The organism is Microbacterium ulmi, assembly GCF_011759705.1.
In the GTDB taxonomy this organism is placed as follows: Bacteria; Actinomycetota; Actinomycetes; order Actinomycetales; family Microbacteriaceae; genus Microbacterium; species Microbacterium ulmi.
The window spans coordinates 474,471-499,997 of record NZ_JAAOZF010000001.1; the positions used below are offsets into that span (position 1 = coordinate 474,471).

At 71.4% G+C, this 25,527-nt stretch carries 21 protein-coding genes; 10 read left to right on the forward strand and 11 right to left on the reverse strand.

Going from position 1 to position 25,527, the window contains the following annotated elements:
- Position 1: 1 nt before the first annotated feature.
- The 3 genes from FHS08_RS02245 to FHS08_RS02255 are packed head-to-tail and all read right to left on the reverse strand — an operon-like array spanning position 2 to position 6,667.
- Positions 2 to 3,415 (reverse strand): tubulin-like doman-containing protein, encoded by a 3,414-nt coding sequence (locus FHS08_RS02245; protein WP_167035081.1) that lies wholly within the window; start codon positions 3,413 to 3,415, stop codon positions 2 to 4.
- A gap of 34 nt (positions 3,416 to 3,449) precedes the next feature.
- Positions 3,450 to 6,233, reverse strand: a complete 2,784-nt coding sequence (locus FHS08_RS02250; protein WP_167035083.1) for a VWA domain-containing protein — start codon at positions 6,231 to 6,233, stop codon at positions 3,450 to 3,452.
- Complete coding sequence (locus FHS08_RS02255; RefSeq protein ID WP_167035085.1) at positions 6,230 to 6,667, reverse strand: hypothetical protein; 438 nt, start codon at positions 6,665 to 6,667, stop codon at positions 6,230 to 6,232. The genes FHS08_RS02250 and FHS08_RS02255 overlap by 4 nt, the downstream gene beginning before the upstream one ends.
- Positions 6,668 to 6,925: 258 nt before the next feature.
- Here FHS08_RS02255 and FHS08_RS02260 point away from each other — a divergent pair, with 258 nt between their 5' ends.
- A complete protein-coding gene (locus FHS08_RS02260; RefSeq protein ID WP_167035087.1) occupies positions 6,926 to 9,586 on the forward strand; it encodes a Cys-Gln thioester bond-forming surface protein in 2,661 nt (886 codons plus the stop codon).
- Between the two features lie 78 nt (positions 9,587 to 9,664).
- On the opposite strand, the gene FHS08_RS02265 is transcribed toward FHS08_RS02260, so the two are convergent.
- From FHS08_RS02265 to FHS08_RS02290, 6 genes are all read right to left on the reverse strand, one after another.
- Positions 9,665 to 10,246 (reverse strand): carbonic anhydrase, encoded by a 582-nt coding sequence (locus FHS08_RS02265; RefSeq protein ID WP_167035089.1) that lies wholly within the window; start codon positions 10,244 to 10,246, stop codon positions 9,665 to 9,667.
- A 249-nt stretch (positions 10,247 to 10,495) separates the two neighbouring features.
- Entirely contained in the window at positions 10,496 to 10,999 is a 504-nt protein-coding gene (locus FHS08_RS02270) for a GNAT family N-acetyltransferase (RefSeq protein ID WP_170283305.1), read from the reverse strand.
- 112 nt (positions 11,000 to 11,111) lie between these two features.
- Complete coding sequence (gene panB, locus FHS08_RS02275; protein WP_243847196.1) at positions 11,112 to 11,978, reverse strand: 3-methyl-2-oxobutanoate hydroxymethyltransferase; 867 nt, start codon at positions 11,976 to 11,978, stop codon at positions 11,112 to 11,114.
- A gap of 11 nt (positions 11,979 to 11,989) precedes the next feature.
- Positions 11,990 to 12,844 (reverse strand): pantoate--beta-alanine ligase, encoded by an 855-nt coding sequence (gene panC, locus FHS08_RS02280; RefSeq protein ID WP_167035093.1) that lies wholly within the window; start codon positions 12,842 to 12,844, stop codon positions 11,990 to 11,992.
- Positions 12,841 to 13,947 carry a Rossmann-like and DUF2520 domain-containing protein gene (locus tag FHS08_RS02285; protein ID WP_208382187.1) on the reverse strand — a complete coding sequence of 369 codons (1,107 nt, stop codon included), beginning with the start codon at positions 13,945 to 13,947 and terminating at the stop codon, positions 12,841 to 12,843. The genes panC and FHS08_RS02285 overlap by 4 nt, the downstream gene beginning before the upstream one ends.
- Positions 13,948 to 14,106: 159 nt before the next feature.
- On the reverse strand, positions 14,107 to 14,502 hold the full coding sequence (locus FHS08_RS02290; RefSeq protein WP_167035096.1) for a nitroreductase family deazaflavin-dependent oxidoreductase: 396 nt from the start codon (positions 14,500 to 14,502) through the stop codon (positions 14,107 to 14,109).
- A gap of 278 nt (positions 14,503 to 14,780) precedes the next feature.
- Between FHS08_RS02290 and FHS08_RS02295 the strand changes: the two genes are divergently transcribed.
- From FHS08_RS02295 to FHS08_RS02325, 7 genes are all read left to right on the forward strand, one after another.
- On the forward strand, positions 14,781 to 15,317 hold the full coding sequence (locus FHS08_RS02295; protein WP_243847197.1) for a hypothetical protein: 537 nt from the start codon (positions 14,781 to 14,783) through the stop codon (positions 15,315 to 15,317).
- A gap of 185 nt (positions 15,318 to 15,502) precedes the next feature.
- The gene (locus tag FHS08_RS02300; protein ID WP_167035101.1) at positions 15,503 to 16,075 is read left to right on the forward strand and encodes a DUF2510 domain-containing protein; all 573 of its coding nucleotides are present in this window, start codon (positions 15,503 to 15,505) and stop codon (positions 16,073 to 16,075) included.
- A gap of 39 nt (positions 16,076 to 16,114) precedes the next feature.
- A complete protein-coding gene (locus FHS08_RS02305) occupies positions 16,115 to 16,738 on the forward strand; it encodes a DUF2165 domain-containing protein (protein WP_167035103.1) in 624 nt (207 codons plus the stop codon).
- 201 nt (positions 16,739 to 16,939) lie between these two features.
- A complete protein-coding gene (locus FHS08_RS02310) occupies positions 16,940 to 17,671 on the forward strand; it encodes an alpha/beta fold hydrolase (protein ID WP_167035105.1) in 732 nt (243 codons plus the stop codon).
- Positions 17,672 to 17,896: 225 nt separating this feature from the next.
- Positions 17,897 to 18,367 carry a peptide-methionine (R)-S-oxide reductase MsrB gene (msrB, locus tag FHS08_RS02315; protein WP_167035107.1) on the forward strand — a complete coding sequence of 157 codons (471 nt, stop codon included), beginning with the start codon at positions 17,897 to 17,899 and terminating at the stop codon, positions 18,365 to 18,367.
- Complete coding sequence (gene msrA / locus FHS08_RS02320) at positions 18,364 to 18,924, forward strand: peptide-methionine (S)-S-oxide reductase MsrA (protein WP_167035109.1); 561 nt, start codon at positions 18,364 to 18,366, stop codon at positions 18,922 to 18,924. Before msrB ends, msrA begins: the two co-directional genes overlap by 4 nt.
- 159 nt (positions 18,925 to 19,083) lie before the next feature.
- Positions 19,084 to 20,169, forward strand: a complete 1,086-nt coding sequence (locus tag FHS08_RS02325) for a type I restriction endonuclease (protein WP_167035111.1) — start codon at positions 19,084 to 19,086, stop codon at positions 20,167 to 20,169.
- A gap of 18 nt (positions 20,170 to 20,187) precedes the next feature.
- On the opposite strand, the gene FHS08_RS02330 is transcribed toward FHS08_RS02325, so the two are convergent.
- Positions 20,188 to 21,894 carry an ABC1 kinase family protein gene (locus tag FHS08_RS02330; RefSeq protein WP_167035113.1) on the reverse strand — a complete coding sequence of 569 codons (1,707 nt, stop codon included), beginning with the start codon at positions 21,892 to 21,894 and terminating at the stop codon, positions 20,188 to 20,190.
- 36 nt (positions 21,895 to 21,930) lie between these two features.
- Positions 21,931 to 22,500 carry a PadR family transcriptional regulator gene (locus tag FHS08_RS02335; RefSeq protein ID WP_167035115.1) on the reverse strand — a complete coding sequence of 190 codons (570 nt, stop codon included), beginning with the start codon at positions 22,498 to 22,500 and terminating at the stop codon, positions 21,931 to 21,933.
- A 184-nt stretch (positions 22,501 to 22,684) separates the two neighbouring features.
- Here FHS08_RS02335 and FHS08_RS02340 point away from each other — a divergent pair, with 184 nt between their 5' ends.
- Together FHS08_RS02340 and FHS08_RS02345 are read left to right on the forward strand one after the other, a co-directional pair.
- Positions 22,685 to 23,764: a DNA polymerase IV gene (locus FHS08_RS02340; RefSeq protein WP_170283264.1), complete on the forward strand. Its 1,080-nt coding sequence runs from the start codon at positions 22,685 to 22,687 to the stop codon at positions 23,762 to 23,764.
- A gap of 93 nt (positions 23,765 to 23,857) precedes the next feature.
- The gene (locus tag FHS08_RS02345; protein WP_167035117.1) at positions 23,858 to 25,231 is read left to right on the forward strand and encodes an HNH endonuclease signature motif containing protein; all 1,374 of its coding nucleotides are present in this window, start codon (positions 23,858 to 23,860) and stop codon (positions 25,229 to 25,231) included.
- The last annotated feature ends 296 nt before the right edge of the window (positions 25,232 to 25,527 follow it).

A 25,527-nucleotide genomic window follows, 5' to 3' on the forward strand; every position in this document is an offset into this window, starting at 1 on the left:
GTCACACCCCCACGTCGTCGGACCTCGTGGCCATGACGGTCGACAGAAGACCCTCGAGCGCCTCGACGATCTGCTCTCTCAGCTCCCACGTGACCGGGTAGTCGTACACCGACACGTGGTCGTCCTGCTCGACGACGTCCGTGCGGAACCTCTCCAGCTCGCTCGCGAGGTACGTGCGCACGGCCTGCTGGCGGTCGGCGAGCGCACCGCCGGCTCTTCCCGCCCGCTCGGCCTTCGGCTCGGGCGCGCCCTTGTCGATGCGCCCGTGCTGCAGCCACTCCGTCAGCGCCGGCGCGGGCGCGCCCTGTTCGCCGCCGAGGCTCGTGAGGGTCTTGTAGGCGTCGAGCGGGGCGAGCGTGCCGTCCACCTGACACAGCGCGAGCGCGATCGTCAGCGACTGCATGACGGCGCCCGGGTAGTCCTGCGGCTGCGCATTGCGCGCGCTCAGCAGCGGATGCGGGAAGTCGGCGACGCGGCGGGATGCGGCATCCCACACCGACAGCTTCGGTCCGCGCTCGCCGTGCTGCGTGTCGACGCCGAGCCGGTTCAGCGTCTTGGCGACGTACCATCCGCGGATCATCGACGCGATGACCCGCTGGTCTGCGGGGATCGCCTCGCCGAGCAGACGCGCGCGCTTGAACTGCCAGAACGCCTGCCGGCTGTCCTGCGTGCCCGACTGCGCGAGCCACCCCCGCGCGATGGGCTCCATGACCGAGTCCATGACGATGGGCTGGTAGGGGAAGCCGGACATCGCGAAGACCTCGATGCCGTCGACCTTCGCGTCGCGGAACCATCCGTCGGAGGTCGCGTCGTCCCAGAAGCCGAGCTGGCCCAGCACGCTCTTGGTGACGGAGTGCATCTCGGTGCCTTCGCGGAAGGGGATCGAGCTGATCACGAGGCTCGTCTCCTCGTTGACGGCCTTGTCGTGCACGGCCCGCAGGAGCGCGGGGTTGAGCTTGACGAGCGGCTCGCTCGCGCCCAGCGCCGCCTGGAGCTGCTCGCGATAGCGATCGCGACGCTCCGCGAAGACGTCGGGCGTGATCGCCGTCTCGTCGAAGAAGTTGAGCAGGTCCTCGCTGATGTACGCCTGGAACGGCATGCCCTCGCGGCGCATCCAGAGGCGCGCGCGCTCGAGGTAGGTCTCGGGATCGGCCTCCATGCGGAAGTGCGGAGCCTGAGGCGCATACGACGTCTCGGGGTCGGCCGTGACGCTCGCCTTCCACGTGCGCGTGTTCGCGATGAGGCTCCACGACGAGCCGTCGCCGTCGCGCACCGTCGCGGGCGGCTGCCCCACGAGCAGATCCGTCATGACGGCGAGGATCGCGTCCTGGTACTTGACCCCCGCTCCCTCGACGCTCGCGCTGACGAGCCTCTCGAACTCCGCGGGGTACTTCCGGAAGTCGACGAGCAGCCGCTCGTTCGGCGCCGGCTCGTACTTGCGGGGAACCGTCGAGTCGCTGCGGGTGGGCCAGAACTGGAACTCGTTCTCGCGCTCGTCGCTCGTCTGCCTGTCGCCGACCCGCTGCCGCAGGGCCTGGGCCGCTCCGTCGAGGTGCGCGCGCAGCGGCGCGAAGAACTCGGTGCGCAGCTCGCCGACGAGCTTGCCCGCACTCTCACGCAGCCGTGCCTCGCTCGCCCACTCGAGGGCCTGCGTCAGCCGCTCGATGCCGTAGGTGACGACGTCCTGATCCGGCCGGATCGAGTTCTGGTTCGGCGCCTTCGCGAGCTCGTCCGCCACGAGCGACCGCAGCGACCTCACCCACTCCTCGCGCTGATGCGCCTCCGCCTCGAGCCCTTCCGCCGCGGCGCGCAGCGTGCGGTCCAGGCGCGAGAGCATCGCGACGGTGACGGGGAGACCGACGTCTGAGACGTATCGCGCGACCGTGTGCAGGATCTCGGACGGCATCCGCTTCGTCCAGTCGTCGAGCCGCGCCTGCCTCGCGCGCTGATCCCGCTCGAGCAGCTCGGGAGCGCGGACCGCGTACGCGTTGACCATCCGATCGGTCCACACCGACAGATCGAGTCCGCCCGACTTGTCGAATCCCCCGTCGGCGGTCAGTCGCTGGCCGACGCCGTAGTCGAGCTCCGCCTTGATCTGGGCGACCGTGTCGTCGGCGCGCAGCGCGTCGATCACCTGGTTGTGCGACTCGGTCTCCTCGTTGAGCTGTAGGTCGGTCAGGAACCGCTGGTACGACTTGTCGGCGCCGGACTCGATCCACTCGCGCTCCGTCTTCTGCGCGAACAGCGGGTCGCTCTCCGAGTGCGCGCGGAGCATGCGCTCGATCACCGACCGGGCGAGCCGCTCGGCCGAGTACTCGAGGAAGCGGTCGCGGCCGAGGGTCACTCGGCCGAACCCCATCGACGAGAACGGCGGCGAGTGGTGCACGGGGCTTGCGAGGCCCGAGGCGTCCATCAGCACGTTCGCGCCGACGCGCGCCTGCCAGTTGCCCGACGAGTACGCGATCATGTCGTCCTGCACGCGCTCGTCCGTGATCCAGGCGGTGAGGCTCGTGGCGACCGCGTTGTAGACGGCGCTCTGGTCTTCGAACGTGACCTTGCTGTTGCTGCGGCCGACGACGAAGGGGTAGGCCGCGCCCACGCGGTCCATCGCGTCGCCGTACGACGGCGCGACTCCCTGGTTCTTGAGGAGCTCGAGCGTCGACTCCGACGGCGTGTTCGTCCAGAAGCCGTTCATCGTCTCGGCGATCGCGCCGAGGGCGTTGCCGGGCATGCCCGCGCTCACGTTGAGCTGGTCGAAGACGTCGGGGGCGTACAGGATGCTGAAGAACTGGTTCGACCACGGATGCTGCTTCGCGGTCGACTTGACGACCTCGATGATGTCGAGGAACTGACCGGCGCCCGATCCCCCCGCGACCGAGGAGATCGCGATGACGGTCGGGCTCCCGTCGCCGCCCTCGCCGCGGGCCTTGAGCAGCTGCCCCAGCGTGCGCAGCTCGGCGAGCGCCGAGGCGTCGCCGAGGCGGCCGATCGCCGCGCGTGCGGCCGTCGCGATCTCTTTCGTCGACGAGAGCGCGACGGCGCGTCCGACGGCGCGGAACTGCCCCGCGCCCTTCGTGACGTCGACCTTGACGAACTGGGGGTTGGGGAGCTGCCGCTGGATGTCGAGGTGCACCCGCTGGTTCGACGAGTGCGCCCCCTCGATCGACTTGTACACCGTGTTGTACGTCGCGCCCGTCGAGACGAGTCCCCTGTACTGCTGCGGGGGAAGGAACGGGATCGCGAAGTCGGCGCCGTCCTGCGCCGTCGGCGTGTCGAAGTGCAGGAACTGCCATGCCGCCGGGATGCCGGACTTCCAGCCGATCTGCTGGAGCTTCAGCTGGAGCTGGTAGGTGATCCCCCTGAGGGTCTTCCCGCCGGATCCGCCGACTCCGATGATGAGGAATGGCCTGAGCATGTCGACTCGCTTTCGTCGGGGTGAGGTCGGGGGATCAGCGGCCGCCCGGCCGCGGAGGCGGTCCGCCTGCGGCGCCCGGCGGTGCACCGCCGGGGCGCGGCGGGGCCGCGCTCGGCCGCGGCGGCGGCCCGGCAGGACTCCCGCCCGGCGCGGGACGCGAGCCGGGAAGCGGCGGAGGCGTCGATCCGGAGCGGGGCTGCGACGCCGACGCGAGCGGGGGCGCCGACGACGCAGGACTCCCCGCCGGCGGTTCGCCCGCCGGGGGGCGACCGGCATCCGTCCCCGGCTTCGCCTGCGCGGCGTCGCGTTCCGCGAGCACGACGCGCACCCGCTCGACCGTGTCGGCGACCGCCGCGTCCCGGGAGATGTCGGCGAGCCTGTCGCGATACTGCGCGGGATCGCTCGACTCGCGGTGGTAGACGACCGCGGTGGCGGCGACCTCGTCGCCGCGCTTCGTGCGGCGCAGCTCGGCGCGGCTGACGACGACGGCCCAGAACGCGTCGAAGGGCAGCTGCGCGAACAGCATCGAGCCGTCGGGGCGACGCTCGCCCGCGGAGGCCACGCGCGCACCCGTGCGGGCCGCCACGACGACCCGGTCGCCGGTCGGGGCGATGCCGTACTTCGGAGCGCGCAGCGGGAACCACGGCACGATCGTCCGGATGCGGCCCAGGTCGGGGTCGTCGAGCGTCCGGACGTTGCGGGCTTCGCCGCGGTACCGGAAACGCTCGGACAGGGCCGTGTCGCTCGTCGGGGCATCCGTGAAGACGACCCCGCCCGGCGTGATCCGCGCGGCGAAGCTCGCACGCTGGATCGACCTGTCGATGTCGAGGCGCGTCGTGAGCCAGTTGATGAGCCACAGCACGAGCAGCGGCAGCAGGACGCTCAGCACGAGCAGGACCAGCGCGATGAGGCCGATCGCCGCGACGTTGACGGGATGGGTCGAGGTGAACGCGATCGGCACGTCCTGCGTCAGCTCGGGCCCCGTCGCCGAGCGGAGCCCCACCGGGATGCTCGCTCGCACGGCGCTGTCAGCGGCCTCTTCGTTGGCCGCCGAGATCGGGATCTCGACCTCCCCGCCGACCGGCACGGCGATGCAGCCGTCCGTGTCGAGCTCGCCGCCGACGGTCCACCTCCACGTCGCGTCGCGGCTGGCGCTGTCGCTCGTGACGTCAGGATCGCCGCGGAGACACACCTGGCCGGCGTCGCCCGTCGCGGGCCCGCTCACCGTGATGGTGCCCGTCGCGACGCCGTCGCGCCCCTCGAGCGTGCCGAGGCGCACGGGGATCGTCGCGATGCGGGGGTAGTCCGTCGGCAGCACGGTCTTGACGCTCTGCTGAGTCGTGACGGGCGCGAGCTCGAGCCCGTGGCGGGATGTCGTGAGCGGATCGATGGATGCCTCGACCACGACCTCCGCCGCCGTGACGTCGGAGGGCACGGGGATCGAGATGGCGCCCGTCGCGGCATCCACTCGCGCACCGGGAAGGGGTGTCCGCGTGCCGTCGGCGCCCACGAGCCGCGCCGAGAACGTCCCCGGGGCGAAGTCCGCGAGATCGGCATCCTCGCCGTCGGCTCCGCGCACCTGCGCGAGCAGGGTGGCCGCCGTCGCGCCGTCGGCCCCCAGCTCGATCCGGTTGGTCGGCTCGAAGACGATGCTCAGGTCGCTGAACAGGTACAGCGAGCGGGTGTCGCCCGCCTCGAGACGCCATCGGCCCTGGGCCGCCGCATCCGTCGTCGACACCTCGATCACGCCGGCGTCCGTTCCCGGCGTGACCCACGGCTGAGCGGCGCCGGGCGACGCCGCGCCGAGGCCGGACTCTGCGGGGGGATGCAGCGTCCAGTCGCCGCCGACGATGATGCGGAAGCGCGCGACGCCGGGATCGATCCAGAAGGACCCGTCCGCGTCGAAGGGATGCGGATACCCGCCGCCGACCTGAGCGGCGAGCTGGAGGAAGACGTGCGCGAGGGCGTCGGGGCTCGTCGCCTCGACGAACGCTCCGTGGACGTGACCCTCCGGCATGGGCTGCTGACCGCACGCGACGCCCGTGTCGGGATCGGCCCCCTCGATGAGCGGTCTCATGACCTGACCCGCCCGGGACGCGGCATCCGTCGTCGCGAGAAGCGCCCCGACGACCACGACGCCGGACTGCCGGAAGGAGTTGAAGATGCCGTACCCCGTGGGCGCCGCTCCCGCGGGATCGAGCGTCGCACCGCACATCTCGTTGAGCGCGTCGCGGTCTTCGGGCCCGGGACCGTTGGGCGCCCTGATGTCGAGCTGACCGTCCGTCAGCCATACGAGCAGCTGGCAGCCGGGCTGCTCGGACTGCTGCTGGGCCAGCTCGCCCTGCGCGCCGCGCAGCGCCGCCGGCCAGTTCGTGTAGCCGCTCGGAGTGCGCGACCTGATCGCCGCGTCGAGCTCGGCGGACCCGCCCTCCTGCCACGTGCGCCACGGGATCGCCGACGAGAACTCGGTGCTGAAGAAGCCCGCCGCCCAGTTGACGGTGTCGTCGTCGCCGAGGCGTCCGAGCTGCTCGAGGCTGTTGGCCAGGATCGATGCGCGCAGGACGTCGGGATCGGAGCCGGATCCTGCGCCCTGCCCGTCTGCGACCGCCAGCGAGAGCGAGGAGTCGATCACGTAGTACACGTTGAGGACGTCGCGCGACTCGAGGCACGTGCGCAGGTCGGCGATCGCCTGCCGGCCGGAGTCGGAGAGGCCCTCGGAGATCGCCAGGGGTGCGACGCGGGCCCCCGCAGCCGCTCCGGGGAGGAGCGTCGCCGCCGCGACGACGACGGCTGCGAGGAGACCCCGCACGCGCCTCATGCGAAGCCCATCCACTCCGAGAGCGGGACGCTGAGGTTCAGGATGTGCCAGAGGCCGACGAGGATGCCCGCGCCGGCGAGCCACAGGAGCCGCCGCGTCCAGGCGGGGCGGACGACGAAGTTGCGATTGGCGCGCAGCCCGTCGCGCTGGGCGAGGACGTCCCAGCCGTAGCACGCGACGACGACGAAGGGCGTCAGGAGATAGCCGACGAGACTCAGCCAGAACGCGTCGGACCTGACGAGGGGCACCGGGATGCCGAGCACGGCGACGGGACCGCTCGCCGCGATCGCGACCACGACGGCGATGGCGACGCTGACGGCGAGCGCGGCCGAGCCCACGATGAGGGGAAGCGACGACGCCCCCGCTCGAGCGGGCGCTGCGGCAGCCGTGAGGCTGGACGACGCAGGTCGCTGCGGCGTCGACGGCGTCGACATCGGGATCGTCCCCTCGTGCTCCGGCCCGACGAGAGAGTCGGCGGCTCGTGGAGAGCCACCCAGAGTCTAAGAAGGCCGTCCGACAAAACTCCTGTGAAAAACAGAGTAGGGCGCTGTGACTGGTGTGAAAAGAGTGACGGATGTGCACTCCTGCGGAAGGGACGGCCCGGAGCGGGCCCTCTCGTGCCCTGCGGCGACCGCCGTCACAGTCCGTAACCGCCACGACGTCGAGCCGTCACGGACTCCTACGCTCACAGGATGCCCGAAACACGCCTCCCTCGACGCGCCTCCGCGGCGCCCCGCCGGATCGCCCTCGCCTCTCTGACGGCCGTCGCCGTCGCCGCGGCATCCGCCCTCGTCGCCGTCCCGGCTGCCACTGCAGCCGTCGGCGACTCCTACAAGTACTACGGCAGCTATGTCTCGGCGAGCGTACGGCTCGCGGCCCCCGATGCCGGCACGTTCTCGGCGCGCTCGTACGCACTTCAAGGTCAGAGCGGAGCGGCGAGCACCTCGGGCGACTACTCCGTCGACTTCCACGGCACGCCGCCCGCGAACAACAACGACTACGTTCAGGCCGAGTGGGCAGAGCCGCTCCTTCCCGCGGTGGCCGTGGAGGCGCGCGGCGAGGTCGAGTGGATCCTCAAGAACTCGTACCCCGTCGTCGACACGAGCAGGCTGCGCGACGCGATCCGTGCGAGCGACCCCAGCTTCCCGCAGGGGTACTTCTCCGAGTCCGAGGCGGTCGCCGGCACGCAGGCCGCGATCTGGCACCTGACGGACGGCGTCGACCTCGATCTCGCCAACACGAGCCCCAACACCGACCGCGTCAAGAAGCTGTACGCGTGGCTCCTCGCGAACGCGGACGGCGCCCCGGCGACGACCGGGGCCGCCCCTCGGCTCGACGTCATCAGCGACGGCGGCCGGACGGCGTTCTCCCTCGAGCCGGGCGGGGCCGCGGGACCCTTCACGGTCGCGAGCTCGACGCCCGTCACGCTCACGGTCAAGGGCGACGCCGCCCGCATCGTCGATGCCTCGGGCTCCGCGCTCACCGGCACGCTCCCTGCCGACACGGTCTTCTACGTGCAGCCGACGTCGTCGCCTGCACTTCCCGGCTCGGCGACCGTCACCGCGACGGGCCAGTCCGTCACGACGACGGTCCTGCGCGCCGCGAAGGGCTCGCACAACGTCGCGCCCTACGCACCGCGCGAGACGCTCGCACAGCTGTCGTCGACGACGCAGAAGGCGACGGACACGCAGGCCGTCAGCTGGACGATCGACCAGACCTCGGCGGGCTCGTTCGACCCGGACGGCGCAGCGACCGAGCGCACCTACAACTACTACCGTCCGGGCGTCCTGAGCGCGACGCTCGAGCGCATCTCGTTCACCGACGGCACGACGACCGAGACCGATCTGCTCGGCATCCAGGGCTCGGGCTCCACCGCGAGCGCCGACGTGTACTCGGCCGACTTCGCGACGACGACGGCCGCCGAGGCCCAGACCGGCTGGCGCGGTCCCGCCCTGCGCGACAACTCGCGCCTCGCCGAGGTGCCGTGGACAGCGGATGCCGCGGGCGAGCTCACGTGGATCCTGCAGCACTCCTACCCGACCCTGTCGACGTCGAAGCTCACGGCCGCACTCGCCGACCGCCGTGACGCCAACACGGGCGACATCAAGAACTGGGAGGCGATCGCCGCGACGCAGGCCGCGATCTGGCACTACACCGACGGCAAGGACCTCGACACGACCCGCTACCTCGACCCGGTCTCCGAGACGACGGCGACGACGGATGCCGGTGCCCCCGCGATCGACTTCGCCTTCGCCGTCCCGGTCGAGCTGCGCGACTACGCCGTCACGAGCCTCGGCAGCGCCGACGCGCCGACGTCGTGGAAGCTCCAGCGCTCCTCGGACGGCGGACAGACGTGGACGGATGTCTCGTCCTCCGCGACGACGCACACGTTCGCGGGCCCCGGCACGAAGCGCACCGTCCTCGGCGCCTCCGCGACCTACGGCGGATACAGGGACTACCGGCTCGTCGTGACCGACGGCCGGAGTGCCGAGCAGCCCGTCGACATCGCGGACGTGCACTTCGACGGCTTCGGCGTCTTCGGGTCGCAGCCGAACGACGTCTACCGCGAATACGCCAACAACGAGGACGTCGTCGCGGCGTACGAGTACCTGCTCGAGGGCGCGAACGCCGAGGGTCCCGCAGCGCTGCCGGCTGCGCCGAGCGTGTCTCTCGCGGGCGCTCAGACGTCGTTCGAGACGACCAAGACCCCCGCCGCGGTCGGTCCGTTCACGCTCGAGGGCTCCACCTCGGCGCGGGTCGCCGTGGCAGGCGCAGACGGCGTCGCCGTGCGCACGGCGGCAGACGCGACGGATGCCGAGCAGCTCGTCCTCGACGCAGGCGAGTCGTTCTGGGTCTTCCCGGGCGCCAACCGCTCCGCGGAGCTCACCGTGACGGCGGACGGCTCAGCGGTCAACGCCGTGAGCGTGCGCGGCATCTGCGTCGACGGCGAGGAGCGCCCAGCGCTCCTGCAGCTCGGCGTCGCGTCGAGCCACGCGAACGCCTCGCTCGCGATCTCGCTGACGCCCGCGGCCGAGCCCGTGCCGCAGGCGCCCGCATGGGATTCCCGCACCGTCTACACGGGCGGCGAGAACGTCTCCTACGACGGACGCCTCTTCAGGGCGCAGTGGTGGACGCAGGGCGACGTGCCCGGCAGCACGCCGTGGGGCTCGTGGACCGAGATCGCCTCGCCCGTCGACACCTCGGAGGGAGCCGCGCCCGCATGGGCCTCCTCGACCGTGTACACGGGCGGCGAGACCGTCGCGTTCCAGGGGTCGCTGTGGATAGCCCAGTGGTGGACGCGCAACCAGGAGCCCGGCGCATCCGAGTGGGGCCCGTGGACGCGCGTGTCGTGACGGAGTGAAGGACGGATGCCGGCTCCCCCGCTCGACGCGGCGGGAGCCGGCATCCGTCGTCCGGCGCCGTCCGTGCGGCTATGACGTCGCGCGGCCCGCTTCGGTCGCCGCGGGGATCTCGACGAGCCTGCCCGTGCGGACGTCGTAGACGTACCCGTGGACGGGGATGCGCGCCGGCACGAGCGGGTGGCGCCGGATGCGCGCGACGTCGTCGACGACGGCCTGCGCCCGGTCCGAGATCGTGAGCCAGTCGATGTACGCGCCCTCGGCCGAGCCGGGGCCCTCGCCGACGTCGTAGAAGCCCTCGGCGCCGAGTGCCGCCGTCTCGAGGCTGTTGGCCAGCAGGCCCCGGATGACGTCGTCCGTGAAGAACTCCATGCCGCAGTCGGTGTGGTGGATGACGAACCACTCCCTCGTGCCGAGCAGCTTGTACGAGATGACGAGCGAGCGGATCGCGTCGTCCGACGCGCGACCGCCCGCGTTGCGGATGACGTGCGCGTCGCCCTCGCTCAGCCCCGCGTACTTCGCCGGATCCAGTCGTGCGTCCATGCACGTGAGGATCGCGAATCCACGGACCGGGGGCAGCGCGAGCTCGCTCTTCGCGCCGAAGTGGGCGACGTAGGCATCGTTGGCGGCGAGCACTTCTTCGAGCACGGACATGGGGCTCCTTCGACCTGATCGGGCAGTTGGGGCCACGGTAGGTCCGGTGCGAGGCCCGCGGTGAAGTGTTCCCGATTATGACGACGGGTCGGGATGCCGCAGCCGTCGGCCGGGGCTGCGGATGCCGGTGAGGCGCTCGCCGAGCTCCCGGACGCGGGGGCCCTCAGCGGGGTCGGTGATGCGGGGATGCGGCATCCGCGGCCCGACGCTCCGCGACGCCGTCGCCTCGACGGGCCCGCGAGCGCCGCCTCAGACCGCGGCGGCGAGCGCTGCGAGCTCGTCGCCGACGAGCCGCTGCGTCGTCCACTCGCTCATCGGCACCGCGCCGATCGAGCGGTAGAACCCGATCGCGGGAGCGTTCCAGTCGAGCACCGACCACTCGAGCCGCGAGTACCCCCGCTCGACACAGACGGCGGCGAGCGATGCGATGAGCGCCTTCCCGTACCCGAGGCAGCGCTGTCCCTCGTCGACGAAGAGGTCTTCGAGCCAGACGCCGTGCCGGCCCGTCCATGTCGAGTAGGTCAGGAACCAGATCGCGATGCCGACGACCTGGCCGTCTCGTTCGACGACGTGTGCGAACGCCTGCGGCGCGGGCCCGAAGAGGGTCGCCTCGAGGGCCTCGATCGTGTTCTGGACGGCATCAGGCTCGCGCTCGTAGACGGCGAGCGCCTGGATGCACGCGAGGATGCCGGGCTCGTCGCCCGGGCGCGCGTCGCGAAGGATCGCGCCGCCGGCGAGGGTTCCGGACGTCATGCATCGAGCGTATCGACCGCATCCGCCGTCGCTGTGCGGCGATGGACTCCGCGTGGGCGCGGCGTGCGCGGGCGGATGCGGGGGTCGCCGCCTGCCGTCGCGCGACCGCGGGTCAGTCGCCGTCGCCGCGCGTCCTCACGTCCCGGCGGCCGAGCGCGGCGCGCGCCGCCTCCACGGCGTCGGCGGACGCCGAGTAGGTGTGCTCGCGAGCCGGGAAGGCGCCGCTGCGCACGTCGTCCACGTAAGCGGCGACGCCGGCCGTCATCGCGTCGCCGATCGCGGCGTACCGCTTGACGAACTTCGCAGCGCGACCGTCCGTGATGCCGAGCAGGTCGTGCAGCACGAGCACCTGCCCGTCTGCGGGGCCCGCGCCGATGCCGATGACGGGGATGCGCAGCGCCGGCAGCACGACGCCGACCACGTCGGCGGGGACCGCCTCGACGACGAGCGCGAAGGCCCCGGCATCCTGGACCGCGAGAGCCTCGTCGACGATGCGCGCCGCCGTCTGGGCCGTTCGGCCCTGCGCACGGAGGCCTCCGAGGGCGGTCGCCGTCTGCGGAGTGAGCCCGATGTGGGCGACGACGGGGATGCCGGCCGCCACGACGGCCCTGATTCGGCTCAGCCGCGCGGGTCCGCCGCCTTCGAGCTTCACGGCATCCGCGCCCCCCTCCTTCACGAAGCGCACGGCCGTCGCGACCGCCTGCTCGTCCGAGACCTCGGTCGATCCGAACGGGAGGTCGCACACGACGAACGCCGTGCGGGCTCCGCGGCGCACGGCTCCCGCGAGCACGAGCATCTCGTCCGTCGTGACCGACACCGTCGAGTCGTGTCCGAGCACGACCTGCGCCCCCGAGTCGCCGACGAGCACCATGTCGACTCCGGCTGTGTCCGCGATGCGCGCGGAGGGGTGGTCGTACGCCGTCACCATGACGATCCGCTCGCCGTTCGCCTTCATCTCGGCCAGGCGGGGGATGCTCATCGGCGCGCGGGTCATCGGCCGGTCTCCGGGTCGATCTCGACGTTGTCGATGAGCCGGGTCGGCCCCGCTCTCGCCGCGACGGCGACGAGCGCGCGACGATCGACGACCTGCATGGGTTCGAGCGTATCGGGGTCGACGACGGCGAGGTACTCGGGGTCGATGCCGGCACCGGCGAGGACGTCGAGTCCCCGCGCCCGAAGCGCCGCGGCATCGGTTTCGCCGGCGGCCGCGGCATCCCGGATCGCTCCGAGGGCACGCGGGATCGCGGCGGCGCGTCGACGCTCGTCGGGGCTCAGGCGGGCGTTGCGGCTCGAGCGCGCGAGGCCGTCGTCGTCGCGCGAGGTCGGGCGCACGGCGATCTTCGCGGCGATGCCGAGGTCGGCCACGGCGCGGCGCACGACGACGACCTGCTGGGCGTCCTTCGCCCCGAAGTACGCCGTGTCGGGCAGCACCGCGAGCAGGAGCTTGACGACGACGGTCGCGACGCCGTCGAAGTGGGCCCGGCCGCGGTGCGCGCCCTCGAGGGTCTCGGCGATACGCCCCGAGACGCTCACGGTCGTGGCGAATCCCGCGGGATACATCTCGGATGCATCGGGCGCGAAGACGACATCGACGCCGGCGGATGCCGCGAGCTCGACGTCTCGATCCTCGGTCCGCGGATACGCCGTGAGGTCGGCGGCCTCGTCGAACTGGGTGGGGTTCACGAAGATCGACAGCACGATGGTCTCGTTCTCGGCGCGGGCCGCGCGCAGGAGCGAGAGGTGTCCCTCGTGCAGCGCACCCATCGTCGGGACGAACCCGATGCGGCCCGCGCGGGCGCCGGCGAGCGCCGCGCGCAGGTCGGCGACGGTGCGGACGATCCTCATGCGGTGCCCTTCGCGTGCAGTGCAGGTGTGACGGATGCCGCTGCCGCGGCCGGCGCGGGAGCGGGAGCTGACGCAGAGGGTGCCGCGGAGGGCGGCGCGGGAGCGGGAGCCGACGCAGAGGATGCCGCGGCGGGCGGCGCGGGAGCGGGAGCCGAGGAAGCGAGTGCGGCGGTGGGCGGCGCAGCTCGCACAGCGTGCGGCGCGGGAGCGGGAGCTGAAGCAGAGGGTGCCGCGGAGGGCGACACCGGAGCGGGAGCCGACGCAGAGGGTGCCGCGGAGGGCGACACCGGAGCGGGAGCCGACGCAGCAGGCGACGCCGGCGCGGACCTCGAGGCGCGGGGCTCCGCCGCCGGGCCCGAGGTCTCGGTCGTCGCGAGCTCTCGCGTCGCCTCGGCGAGTGCGTCGAAGAGCGCGAGCCGCTCGGGCAGGCGCTCGGCGACGGCGGCGCGCTGGCGTGCGACGGTCTCGTCATCGCGGCGGGCGATGGGCCCCGTGAGCGCCGCGGCGGCGCCTTCGGCCGCCCAGTTCTCGACCGCGGCCCGCACGAGCGGGACGAGCGCCGCCCGATCGAGCCCGGCCGTCGCGGCGACCTGCTCGGCGAAGCCCTCGACCGCCATGAGGAAGTTCGATGCGATCGAGGCGGCCGCGTGGTAGGCGGCGCGGTCGTCGTCCTCGACGTCGACGCCCTGCAGGCCGAGGGCAGCGGCGAGCGCCACCGCCGCCGCGCGTGCGCGAGCGGTCGACGCCGCGATCGCCGCCGGGACCCCGCCGAACGCGACGCGCGGCCCCGTCACCGTCATGAGGGGATGGATGCTGAACGCCTCGTGCGGTGCGAGCGGCTCGAGCGTCGTGGCGCCCGAGAGGTGGCCCACGAGCCGGCCCGTCGCGACGCCGACCGCTGCCGTCGCGATCTCCGCGTCGGGAACGGCGAGCAGCACGATGTCGGCGTGCTCCCCCGTCGCCCCGCGCCCCGCCGGGCCTTCGACCTCCACGCCCGCTTCGCGGAGCGCCGCCGCGAGCGCCGTGCCCATGCGCCCGGCGCCGACGACGAGCACGGCGCCGAGGGGAGGCACCGGGGAGGGGGAAGCGGGAGCGTCGGGCATGGTGAAGCGGAAGAGGATGCTGCGGCCGCTGTCGGTCGCGCTCTGCAACCGTACCGCGGTGCGCGACGGGAGCGCGCGGCGGCGACGTCCGACCCCGGCCGTCAGGCGCGAGTGAGCACGACCCCGGCCGTCAGGCGCGAGTGAGCACGACCCCGGCCGTCAGGCGCGAGTGAGCACGAGCGCGGCAGGCATGCGGCCGACGACGGAGCGGAACGGACGCTTCGCGAGCGCCGCCGCCTCGCCCGGGTCGACGATCCGCGGTGCGATCACGCGCTGATCGCGACCCCGCTGCGTGAGCACCGCGCCGTCCGCGGAGACGACGTTCCGCGCCCAGTTCGTGGTCGGCCCCCATGGCAGCCCGATGAGGACGACGTTCGCGTCGGCGGTCGGCACGACCGCGATCGGGGTGGCGTATCCGGTGCCGCTGCGGCGCCCGACATGGTGGATGACCGCCCACAGCGGGAACCACCGACGGCCCGCGAGCGCGCGGGCGACGGGCGCGATCGCACGCTGGGCCGCCCGGGGAGGGCCGGACGGTCGGTTCGCGTCGTTCATTCCTTCAGCATGCCCCCGCTCGGCACGGATGAACAGACGCGCGTCGCACGGCGGCATCCATCCGTCGACCGCGGTCCGTGCGCGAGATCCGCCTCGGCGGGGGGATGCGCGTCGCACGGCGGCATCCATCCGTCGACCGCGGTCCGTGCGCGAGATCCGCCTCGGCGGGGATCGCGCTCTCGAGCGTCTCCGCAGGCGGGGTGGCCTGCGACACGGCCGCGAACGAGTGAACGGGAGCCCGAATCGGCATCCGCGACGTACCATCGAGCATGGGGAGCATGGCGAACGGCACGGTCGTCGCGATCGTCGGAGAGCAGACCGACGATGCCCTCGCGACGCTCGACGGGCTCGCGGGGGTCGAGATCCTCGCCCTCCAGGGCACTGATCCCGCACTCGCGACGAGGCGCATCGCGGCCGCAGGGACGCCGTGGATCGTCCACGATGCAGACCCTCTTCAGCACGTCGCGGCGGCCTGGGTCGAGCTGTTCGAGGAGCGATCCACGCTCGGCGCACTCGAGGTCGAGGTCGAGACGGCGCTCGCCCAGTTCGAGGACGGCTCGGCCCTCATGCCCGACTACTACATCGTCCTCGACCCGCAGGATGCGCCGGGGACGTGGCGCCATTGGTGGTGCGGGGCGCTCGGACACCGTGCGCCCCAGCGGGTGCTCGCCTCCCCCGCGCCCGTGACGCAGCGGGATGCCGCCATCCGGCGCCTCCTGACGACGCTGCCGTCGTCGCGACCCTGGCCCGATCCGGCGTCGTGGCTGCCTCACCTTGCGTTCGAGATCCCCGATCGCGTGGGACTGCGCGACTGAGCCCGCCCACGGCAGCGCCTCGCGCGGCCACGGAGACGAACGCGTCGGCCCCGGCATCCCGTCCCCCCGCGAGCCGGCCGGCCGCACCATGACGCTGCCGCGTCCGCCGCGGCATCCCCTCACCCCGCGAGCCGGCCGGGCCGACCGCGCACCATGACGCCGCATCTGCCCCGTACTCTCGATCCATGGCAGCTGCACCCGAGGCGGGGTGGTACGACGACGGCACCGGCACGCAGCGGTGGTGGGACGGCTCGCGCTGGACGGAGCACTACGCCGACCTGCGCGAGCGCGACATCGAGCTGCGCAGCGACGCCGTGGCCACGGCACCGACGGCGCCCGGCTGGTATGACGACGGGCGGGGCCGGCAGCGGTGGTGGGACGGGGCGCGGTGGACCGAGGCATCGCGGTTCAGCGGCGAGGAGCAGACACTCGGCGGGCTCGTCGTCGACGGTCGGTGGATCCACTTCGGCACCCTGAGCCGGCCGATAGCGGGCGCCAGGGCCTCGCACGCGAGCGGTGCCGAGCTGCTGGCTCGCGGACGCCTCAGCGGACCCGCCGTCTCCCGCACGCTGTTCGGCGCGTCCGGTCCGATCCCTCCGCGGCTGCTGAAGCGGATCGTCGTCCCGCACGCGGGCTTCGTCGTCGTGGACGTGGCCGGTCTGGTCTGGCTCGCGATGGTCCCTCCGGGACAGGACGCCCAGGCCCGCTCGTTCGTGACCTGGATCAACAACGTCTCGGACCACTACCGGTACCGCTGACGCCCGCAGGACCGCATCACGGCGACGACGAGGAGTGACATGTCCGAGCAGACCGAACCCGGGTCGAGATCCGCGAGTCGACCGGCTTCGCGCCCTGGCGCGGAACGGGGGCGGCGATGGCTCGCGCTCGGCGGGCTGCCTGTCGCCGCGGCCGCCCTCGTGGCGCTCAACGCGCTCTACGTGCTGCTGGTCGCGTTCGGGAACATCACGGACTTCGGCACGAACCAGGCGTTCGTGCAGCACGTGATGTCGATGGACACGACGAACTTCGGCGCCCCGGCCGGCACCGATCTCGATTCGAGCGTCATGTGGAGGGCGATCACGGCGACCGCCGTCCAGAACGTCGCCTACGTCGCCCTCATCGCCTGGGAGACGATCACGGGCGTGATCCTCGCCGTCGCGCTCGTGTTCTGGGTGCGCGAGCGCGGTCGCGGCTACCGCGTCGCGCGAGCGCTGTCGTCGATCGGCCTGCTCATGATCGTCATGCTCTTCATGGGAGGATTCATCGCGATCGGCGGCGAGTGGTTTCAGATGTGGCGTTCGACGGCATGGAACGGCGAGGATGCCGCGCTGCGCAACGCCGTCCTCGCGCTCGTGTCGCTCGTTGTCCTGCATCTGCCGTCGACGCGCTGGGCGCCTCGCGCGGCCGGGGGCGCGATCTGACGGCTCCCCGGCCGGCGACCACCTCGCGCGGGCATCGACACGACCGCCCGTCGCGCCGCCCGCCGTCGGCACGGCATCCGTCGAACGCACTCCTGGCGCGCCGTGAGCAGCGGCCGTAGGGTGGCACCGAGCGCCTGACGCAGCACGGACGCGAACATTCCCGAGTCGCCTCCCGAGGCGGCGTCAGCGATCGGAAGTCGAATGTCAGACAGCAAGCCGACCATCGTGCTCGTCCACGGCGCATGGGCAGATGCATCCAGCTGGAGCTCCGTCATCGGCCCTCTCCAGGCCGATGGGTACCAGGTGCTCGCACCGCCGAACGAGCTGCGAGGGCTGACTCAGGATGCCGCGTACATCGCGTCGTTCCTCGCGCAGCGCACATCGGGTCCCGTCGTCCTCGTGGGCCACTCCTACGGAGGCGCCGTCATCACGAACGCGGGCGCGCACGGCGGCGACGTCAAGGCGCTCGTCTACGTCGACGCGTTCATTCCGGACGAGGGCGAGACCGTCGTCGGGATCCTGGACGGCTCGGGCTCGGCCCTCGCTGTCGCCGACCCGACGACCGTGCTCGATGTCGCAGGCTATCCCGGCGCGCCCGAGGGGGCGGCGGAGGCGTTCCTCAAGCCGGAGACCGTGCACACGGCCTTCGCGCAGGACCTGCCCGAGGCCGACCGCCTGCTGATCGCGGCGACGCAGCGTCCGGCATCCTTCGTCGCGAACGTCACGCCCTCGGCCGCTCCCGCGTGGAAGACGATCCCGAGCTGGGCCGTGCTCGGCACGCAGGACCGGGTCATCCCGATCGCCACCCAGCGGCGGATGGCCGAGCGTGCCGGTGCGACGATCACCGAGGTCGACGCCTCGCACGTGTCGATGGTCTCGCACCCGGACGCGGCTCTCGCGGCGATCCACGCGGCGGTCGACGCGATCGGGTGAGGCCCCGCCGTCGACGCGATCGGGTGAGGCCCCGCGCCGTGCCGAGCCGCGCCGTGCCCAGCCGGGTCACGCCCAGCCGCGCCGCGTCGGGCCCCGTCGCGCGCCGAGATCGACGGTGCCGGAACTCACGGCCCGCTCCCAGCTTCGCGGGACCAAAACCGGCGAGGCATCCGTTCTCCTCAGTGACGCCGCAGCCAGCGGCGCCCCACAGGAGGGAACCACGCAGTGAACCCCAGCGACTATCGCAAGACCCCCGAGGCGCTCGCCGGCCTCACCGACGCGCAGTACCGCGTCACGCAGGACGACGGCACAGAGCCGGCGTTCCGCAACGAGTACTGGAACAACCACGAGCCCGGAATCTACGTCGACGTCGTGTCGGGTCAGCCGCTCTTCTCGTCGACCGACAAGTACGACAGCGGCACGGGCTGGCCGAGCTTCACGAGGCCCATCGACGCCGACGCCGTCACGACCAAGACCGACCGCAAGCTCTGGATGAGCCGCACGGAGGTGCGCTCGTCCGGCGCGGACAGCCATCTGGGGCACGTCTTCGACGACGGCCCGCGGGATGCGGGAGGCCTACGCTATTGCATGAACTCGGCTGCTCTCCGGTTCGTCCCGGCCGCCGAGCTCGACGAGCAGGGCTACGGCGCCTACCGCACGATGTTCGACCTCGACACTCAGGAGCACGCATCATGACCAGTGGACCTTTCGACACGGGCGAGATCACCCGCACTCCCGGCACCGAGACCGCCGTCCTCGCGGGCGGCTGCTTCTGGGGCGTCGAGGACCTCATCCGCCGCCAGCCGGGCGTCCTCGCAACCCGTGTCGGCTACACGGGCGGCACGAACGCCCACGCCACCTATCGCAATCACCCCGGTCACGCCGAGGCCGTCGAGATCGTCTTCGATCCGGCCAAGACGTCGTACCGCGACATCCTGGCGTTCTTCTTCCAGATCCACGACCCGTCGACGCTGAACCGTCAGGGCAACGACATCGGCACGAGCTATCGCTCGGCGATCTTCCCGCTCACCCCCGAGCAGGAGCAGGTCGCCCGCGACACGATCGCCGACGTCGACGCGTCGGGCCTGTGGCCCGCCAAGGCCGTCACGACGATCGAGTCCGAGGGCCCGTTCTGGGAGGCCGAGCCCGAGCACCAGGACTACCTGATCCGCTACCCCCACGGCTACACGTGCCACTTCCCGCGCGCAGGCTGGGTCCTGCCCAAGCGCCAGGACGCCGCCGCCACGGCGTAGCCATGCGAATGTCGAGTGCCCGCAGCGCATCACGCTGCGGGCACTCGACATTCCACTTCTTCGAGCAGGGCTGGACTGCGACCCGCGTAGCGCGCCCGTTGCAAACGGTGCGTTGATCGAACGTTAGGATCCAAGCGGACGAACATTCATAGGAGAACGATGGACTTCGCAGATCGCTTGGCAGCGCTCGCAACCAAAGTCACCAACCAAGCCGGCGCGATCGGAACCGAGGAAGCGACGAAGAACGCGTTCGTGATGCCGTTCATCTCGACCATTCTCGGATACGACGTGTTCGACCCGCTTGAAGTGGTTCCGGAGTTCACCGCCGACGTCGGCATCAAGAAAGGCGAGAAGGTCGACTACGCAATCGTCCGAGAGGGCGAGGTGCAGATCCTCATCGAGTGCAAGGCTTCGAGCGGCGTCCCGAAGATCGAGCATGCTTCGCAGCTCTTCAGGTACTTCTCGACCACGAATGCTCGCATCGCCGCGCTTACGAACGGTGTCGTCTGGCAGTTCTTCACTGACCTCGATGCTCCGAACCGAATGGACCCCAAGCCGTTCCTCGTCCTCGATCTCCTTGACATCGACGAAACCCTCATCCCCGAGGTGCAGAAGCTCAGCAAAGAGAGCTTTGACCTCGAGTCCATCATTAGTGCAGCTGAAGAACTCAAGTACGTGGGCGCGCTCAAGCGGGAGATCGCAGCACAGTTTCGGCAGCCGGGTGATGACTGGATCAAGTTCTTTACGACCAAGGTGTACGACGGCTCATTCACGCAGAAAGTCCGCGAACAGTTCACAGTGCTCGTCACCAAGGCGTCGCGTCAGTTCTTGACCGAGAGTGTGAACGATCGTCTGAAGACTGCGCTGGGCGCGGGAGTGGGCATCCGCCCGGTCGACGACAGCCCCGCGCCGACTTCGGAAGCCGTCGCTGAAGCGGATATCACGGGTGACACGGAGATCGAGACCACGCTCGAAGAGCTCGAGGGTTACACCATCGTCAAAGCGATCGCGTGCGGTGAGGTGAAGCCACAACGCATTACGCATCGCGATGCGAAGACCTACTTTGCAGTCCTACTCGATGACAACAATCGCAAACCGATTGCTCGGCTCCACTTCAACGGACGACAGAAGTATCTGGGTGTGCTCGACGCTGAGAAGATCGAGACACGGCACCCGATTACTTCTCTCGACGAGATCTATGACCACGCCAGTGCAATTCGAGAAGCCGTAGTCCGATACCGCTAGGCACGACTGTCGGGCTTCTCAGCCCGGCCCGCGTCGACCGAGCACGCCGGCGAGCACGGCGTGGAGGAGCGGGAGCGCGGAGAGCGCCATCAGCACCGTCCCGAGGACCGGATCGTCGGCGCGGAGCAGGACGCCGCCGACCAGGAGCCCCGCGAACAGCACGGCGGAGACGATCCGGCGCGTCGTGCGTTCCAGTCGCCGCAGGCGCCGGTCGAGCTTGGGCACGTCGACCGCGATGCGGCCGTCCTCGAGCCGGGTCGCGAGCTCGTCGAGCCGCTGCGGCAGCTTCGCCGCGACGCCCACGAGCGACATCGCCTGCTTCGCGAAGGCCTGCACGGTGTTGCCGCTCTCCTCGCGGATGAGCCTGGCGGCGTACGGCTCGACGGCGTCCCAGATGTTGAAGTCCGGATCGAGGGCGCTGCACATGCCCGAGGTCAGCGACATCGCGCGGATGATGAGCAGGAAGTTCTCGGGCAGCTGGAACGGCAGTGACCGCACGACATCCCCGAACTCCGCGGCGAACGCCCGGAACTCGCGCGGATCGACCTCCTGCAGCTCCGCGAAGCCCATCCCCCCGAAGCGTGCGAACAGCTGCGTCATCGCTCGCTCGAGCTCGGCCGTGTCGGCGGAGGGCAGCAGGACGCCGATCTCCCGGATGCCGTCGACGAGGCCCCGGCCGTCTCTCGCGGCGGCCGCGATGATGACCTCGCGCAGGCCGCGGCGGAGGGTGTCGGGGACCTCGCCCATCATCCCGAAGTCGATGAAGGTGAGGATCCACGCCCTGCCCGAGGCGTCGGAAGCCGCGGCGTCGCCCGAGATCGGCGTCACGAAGATGTTGCCGGGGTGCGGATCGGCGTGGAAGAACCCGCGGCCGAAGAGCTGGTCGAACATGACCGCCGCGAACTCGGCGGCGACCTCGGACGGGTCGATGCCCGCGGCCCGCAGCCCGTCGACGTCGTTGATCTTGATCGCCGTGACGTCCTCCAGCGTCAGCACCCGCCGTGTCGTGCGCTCCCACACCACCTCGGGAACGCCCACTCGCGCGTCCGACTCGAAGGCGGCGGCGAACCTCTCCGCGTTTGCCGCCTCGTGGAGGTAGTCGAGCTCTTCGAAGCTCGTCTGCGCGAACTCCTCGACGAGCGACGGGAGATCCACGTGGTCCGAGACGACCTTGACACGGCTGAGCCACCCTGCGACCCGCCGGAGCGCGGCGAGGTCGACGTCGACGACCTCGTCGATGCCGGGTCGCTGGATCTTCACGACGACGTCGGCCCACCCCATGTCGGCGGCATCCGTCGACGAGAGCGTCGCACGGTGCGCCTGACCGAGGGATGCCGCGGCCAGCGGCGCGGGATCGACGGACGCGAACGCGCGCTCGAGCGGCACGCCCAGCTCGGACTCGGCGAGCGCGGCGAGGGCGGGGAACGCGACGGGGGGAACCTCGTCCTGCAGCCCCTCGAGCTCCTTCGTGATCTCGGGCGGAAGCACGTCGAGCCGCGACGAGAGGAACTGGCCGACCTTGATCATGAGGCCGCCGAGCTCGACGGCGAGGTCGTGGAACCGCCGTGCGATGTTCCTGAGGCGCGCCGCCCGTCCGCGTGCGGAGATCCTCTCCAGCCCGAGTCGCGGCAGCGTCAGCTCGAACCACCACGCCTGCACCATGTGCCGGATCGCGAACCGCAGGATCCGTCGGTAGCGGGCACGCATGTTGCCGACGTCGGCCATCAGTTCTCCTTGACGCCGACGTGCGGATGCACTCGGTCAGTCCTGGGCGAGGATGGAGTAGAGCTTACGACGAGCCTCGTCGAGCACGGAGACCGCCTGCTGCGCCTGCTCGGGCGAGCCGGATCGTGCGACCTGCGCGACCGCCTGCGCGAGGGCGACGCCCGCCTTCGGCAGTGCGCCCGCCTGCCATCCCTCTCGGGCGCCCGACGCCTCCCACGGCGCGGACCGCTCCGCGCCGGAGCCCGCCTCCTGCCGCCCCTCGTCGGTCAGCGAGTAGGTCTTCCTGCCGTTCGACTCCTCGACGCTGATGAGGCCTTCGTCGGCCAGCAGCTGAAGCGTCGGATACACCGAGCCGGGACTCGGCTTCCACGCGCCGCCGCTGCGCTCGCCGATCTCGTTGATGATCTGGTACCCGTGCATCGGCTTCTCCGCGAGAAGGGACAGGATCGCGGCGCGCACGTCTCCGCGCCCCATCCGCGGACCGACCCGCTGGTCGAAGACCCCGCGCAGCTGTTCCATGGCCTCCCACAGGCCCGTCACGGGCCAGCCCTGGCCCGGTCCTCGACCGGGCCCGCCGAACCCCTCTGTCCCGAACGAACCGCCCATGACGACCTCCTCTGCGCCGGGCACCGAAGGCTCAGCGATATATAACGATATATCGTTCAGCTCCGCCGGGCCAGAGGATCTCATACCCCGTCCGCGCTGCGGCACGGCGTGTCGGCACGCGAGGTGGCTCCGGGATCGCCCACGCCCCCTCGCCGCCGTCGGACCCCGCGAGCAGACTGGACGCATGAGCGACAGCGCGACGCCGTGGGTGCTGCACGTCGACCTCGACCAGTTCATCGCCGCTGTCGAGGTGCTCCGGCGACCCGAGCTCGCCGGCAGGCCCGTGATCGTCGGCGGGCGCGGCGACCCGACCGAGCGCGCCGTCGTGTCGACGGCCTCGTACGAGGCGCGCGCGTTCGGCGTCGGATCCGGGATGCCGCTGCGCATCGCCGCCCGCAAGGCGCCGGATGCCGTCATCCTCCCCGTCGACGCGCCGACGTACACCGCCGCGTCGGAGGAGGTCATGGCGACCCTGCGCGCGCAGCCCGGCGCCGTCGTGCAGGTGCTCGGGTGGGACGAGGCGTTCCTCGGCGTGCGCACGCACGACCCGGAGGCGTATGCGCGGGGCGTGCAGCGGGCCGTGCTCGAGCGCACGCGGCTGCACTGCAGCGTCGGCATCGGCGACACGCTCGTGCGCGCCAAGAACGCGACCGACTTCGGGAAGCCGCGCGGGCTGTTCCGGCTGACGGCCGACAACTGGCTCGAGGTGATGGGCGACCGCCCGACCATCGCCCTGTGGGGCGTGGGCTCGAAGATCTCGAAGCGGCTGGCGGGGCTCGGCATCCTGATCGTCTCTCAGCTCGCAGAGGCTGACGAGGCCGTCCTGGCCGCGGAGTTCGGTCCGAGGATGGGCCCGTGGTACCGCCAGCTCGGTCGCGGCGACGGCTCGGCAGTCGTCGACGACACGCCCTGGGTCGCGCGCGGGCACGGCCGCGAGACGACGTTCCAGCAGGACCTCGCCGACCGCGGAGAGATCGAGCGGGCGGTGCGCGATCTTCTCGCGCAGGTGCTGGAGGACGTGACGGCCGAGGGCCGTCCGGTCGTCGGGGTGGGGCTCAAGGTGCGCTATGCGCCGTTCCTCACGAAGACGTTCGTGCACAAGGTCGCGCCGACGTTCGATCGCGAGACGGTCGTGGCCGAGACGATGACGCTGGTCGACAGGATCGAGCCCGATCGCCCCGTCCGGCTTCTCGGCGTCAGGGCCGAGATGCAGATGCCGGACGACGCGCGCGAAGGGCACACGCCCACGCGCGGCGGAAGGTAGCCGCGACGACAGGGAATATCTGTTCTCCTTCTGGTGCGCATGCGTGACGCGGATGTTCGGTGCAATGTCCGAGCCCCTCGGCACAATGGACTCATGAGCCGGAACACCATCGCCGCCGCAGAACGGGCGGATGCCCGCATGGAGGAGCTGCTCCCGAAGCTCATCGGCACGCGGCGCGAGATGGCTCGGCTCCAGGCCGAAGAGGCACGGCTCCTCGCGGAGGCGCGCCGCATCGCCGACGACTGGGCGGACGACGAAGAGCCCGCGTCGACCACGAGCACGGCGGAGTTTCCGCATCGGTCGATCGCGGCGGAGATCGCGACGGCCTGGCGGGTGAGCGACCGCACGATCCAGCGGCAGATCGACGACGCCGCAGCTCTCGTGCACGACTATCCCGGCACGCTGGGCGCCCTGACGGCGGGAGACATCTCTGCTGCGCACGCCCGGATCATCGTGGCGGCCGGGGCCGTCGTCGAGCGAGCCGAGCTTCGCGCCGAGTACGAGGCATCCGTCCTCGAGTACGCCCTGTGCGAGTCGGCGACACGACTCGCACCGATCGCCAAGCGCCGTGCGGAGTGGTTCGCCGAGAGTGCGTTCGAACAGCGGCACCGCCGCGCCCGTGCCGAGCGCCGCGTGTGGGTCGTCGATGTCGACGACGGCATGGCCGAGATCCACGCGCTCGTCCCCGCTGTCATCGCGCACGGCATCCACGACCGGTTGACGACGATCGGGCGGACGATCGCGGCCGGGCGCACAGCCGGTCCCGGGTCGAGCGAGCGGCCGACCGCGGATCGATTCGTCTCCGCGGGCGACGACGGCGCGCCGGATGCCGCGGCCATCGACACCCGCACGCTCGACGAGCTGCGTGCCGACATCCTCTCCGACCTGCTGCTGGCGACCGACCCCGTCGCGCACGGCAACGGGCCGACGGGGCTCGGGGCGATCCACGCCACCGTCCAGGTGACGGTGCCCGTCCTCACGCTCATCGACGATCGCGTCACCGATCCGTTCGAGATCGCGATGCTCGACGGACACTCCCCCGTCGACCCGGAGACGGCACGCATGCTCACGGCGGGCGCCCCCGGCTGGGACCGGGTCCTGACGCACCCCATCTCGGGTGCCGTCCTCGCGGTCGACAGATATCGGCCCAGCGACGAGCTTCGCCGACATCTTCGCGTGAGGGATGAGCACTGCAGGTTCCCGGGATGTCGGCTGGCTGCTCGCCGATGCGACGCCGATCACACCGTCGACCACGCGCTCGGCGGGGCGACGAGAGCCGAGAACCTCGCGCACCTGTGCCGCCGTCATCACACGCTGAAGCATCAGACGGCTTGGACCGTCGAGCAGCGCAGCGGCGGCATCCTCGAGTGGACCAGCCCGACCGGGCGCATGTACACCGACATCCCCGTGAGCTCCGTCGCGTTCGCGCCCGATCCCGAGTGCGAACTCGCCGCGGCGCCGTTCTGACACCGCGTCTGACACCGCGTCTGACACCGCGCGGAACTGCTCGACGAGCGGTTCCGGCTCCGCGGAGTCGCGGCCCGGGTCTGACACGGCTCGGTTCCGCATGGCTCAGGTCGGGTGCGGCTCGATTGCGACGCAGCTCCGATCCGGGACTGTTCGATTCCGGCACAGCTCCGATCCGGGACTGTTCGATTCCGGCACAACTCCGATCCGGGACTGTTCGATTCCGGCACAACTCCGATCCGGGACTGTTCGATTCCGGCACAACTCCGATCCGGGACTGTTCGATTCCGGCACAA

Excerpts from the sequence above, each read along its gene's own strand:
- FHS08_RS02250 (WP_167035083.1), bottom strand. The coding sequence starts at position 6,233 with ATGAGGCGCGTGCGGGGTCTCCTCGCAGCCGTCGTCGTCGCGGCGGCG.
- FHS08_RS02330 (WP_167035113.1), bottom strand. The coding sequence starts at position 21,894 with ATGGCCGACGTCGGCAACATGCGTGCCCGCTACCGACGGATCCTGCGG.
- FHS08_RS02245 (WP_167035081.1), bottom strand. The coding sequence starts at position 3,415 with ATGCTCAGGCCATTCCTCATCATCGGAGTCGGCGGATCCGGCGGGAAG.
- FHS08_RS02340 (WP_170283264.1), top strand. The coding sequence starts at position 22,685 with ATGAGCGACAGCGCGACGCCGTGGGTGCTGCACGTCGACCTCGACCAG.
- msrA (WP_167035109.1), top strand. The coding sequence starts at position 18,364 with ATGACCAGTGGACCTTTCGACACGGGCGAGATCACCCGCACTCCCGGC.
- FHS08_RS02255 (WP_167035085.1), bottom strand. The coding sequence starts at position 6,667 with ATGTCGACGCCGTCGACGCCGCAGCGACCTGCGTCGTCCAGCCTCACG.
- FHS08_RS02270 (WP_170283305.1), bottom strand. The coding sequence starts at position 10,999 with ATGACGTCCGGAACCCTCGCCGGCGGCGCGATCCTTCGCGACGCGCGC.
- panB (WP_243847196.1), bottom strand. The coding sequence starts at position 11,978 with ATGAGCATCCCCCGCCTGGCCGAGATGAAGGCGAACGGCGAGCGGATC.
- FHS08_RS02295 (WP_243847197.1), top strand. The coding sequence starts at position 14,781 with ATGGCGAACGGCACGGTCGTCGCGATCGTCGGAGAGCAGACCGACGAT.
- FHS08_RS02325 (WP_167035111.1), top strand. The coding sequence starts at position 19,084 with ATGGACTTCGCAGATCGCTTGGCAGCGCTCGCAACCAAAGTCACCAAC.
- FHS08_RS02290 (WP_167035096.1), bottom strand. The coding sequence starts at position 14,502 with ATGAACGACGCGAACCGACCGTCCGGCCCTCCCCGGGCGGCCCAGCGT.
- FHS08_RS02285 (WP_208382187.1), bottom strand. The coding sequence starts at position 13,947 with ATGCCCGACGCTCCCGCTTCCCCCTCCCCGGTGCCTCCCCTCGGCGCC.
- FHS08_RS02300 (WP_167035101.1), top strand. The coding sequence starts at position 15,503 with ATGGCAGCTGCACCCGAGGCGGGGTGGTACGACGACGGCACCGGCACG.
- FHS08_RS02265 (WP_167035089.1), bottom strand. The coding sequence starts at position 10,246 with ATGTCCGTGCTCGAAGAAGTGCTCGCCGCCAACGATGCCTACGTCGCC.
- FHS08_RS02260 (WP_167035087.1), top strand. The coding sequence starts at position 6,926 with ATGCCCGAAACACGCCTCCCTCGACGCGCCTCCGCGGCGCCCCGCCGG.
- FHS08_RS02335 (WP_167035115.1), bottom strand. The coding sequence starts at position 22,500 with ATGGGCGGTTCGTTCGGGACAGAGGGGTTCGGCGGGCCCGGTCGAGGA.
- FHS08_RS02310 (WP_167035105.1), top strand. The coding sequence starts at position 16,940 with ATGTCAGACAGCAAGCCGACCATCGTGCTCGTCCACGGCGCATGGGCA.
- FHS08_RS02305 (WP_167035103.1), top strand. The coding sequence starts at position 16,115 with ATGTCCGAGCAGACCGAACCCGGGTCGAGATCCGCGAGTCGACCGGCT.
- panC (WP_167035093.1), bottom strand. The coding sequence starts at position 12,844 with ATGAGGATCGTCCGCACCGTCGCCGACCTGCGCGCGGCGCTCGCCGGC.
- FHS08_RS02345 (WP_167035117.1), top strand. The coding sequence starts at position 23,858 with ATGAGCCGGAACACCATCGCCGCCGCAGAACGGGCGGATGCCCGCATG.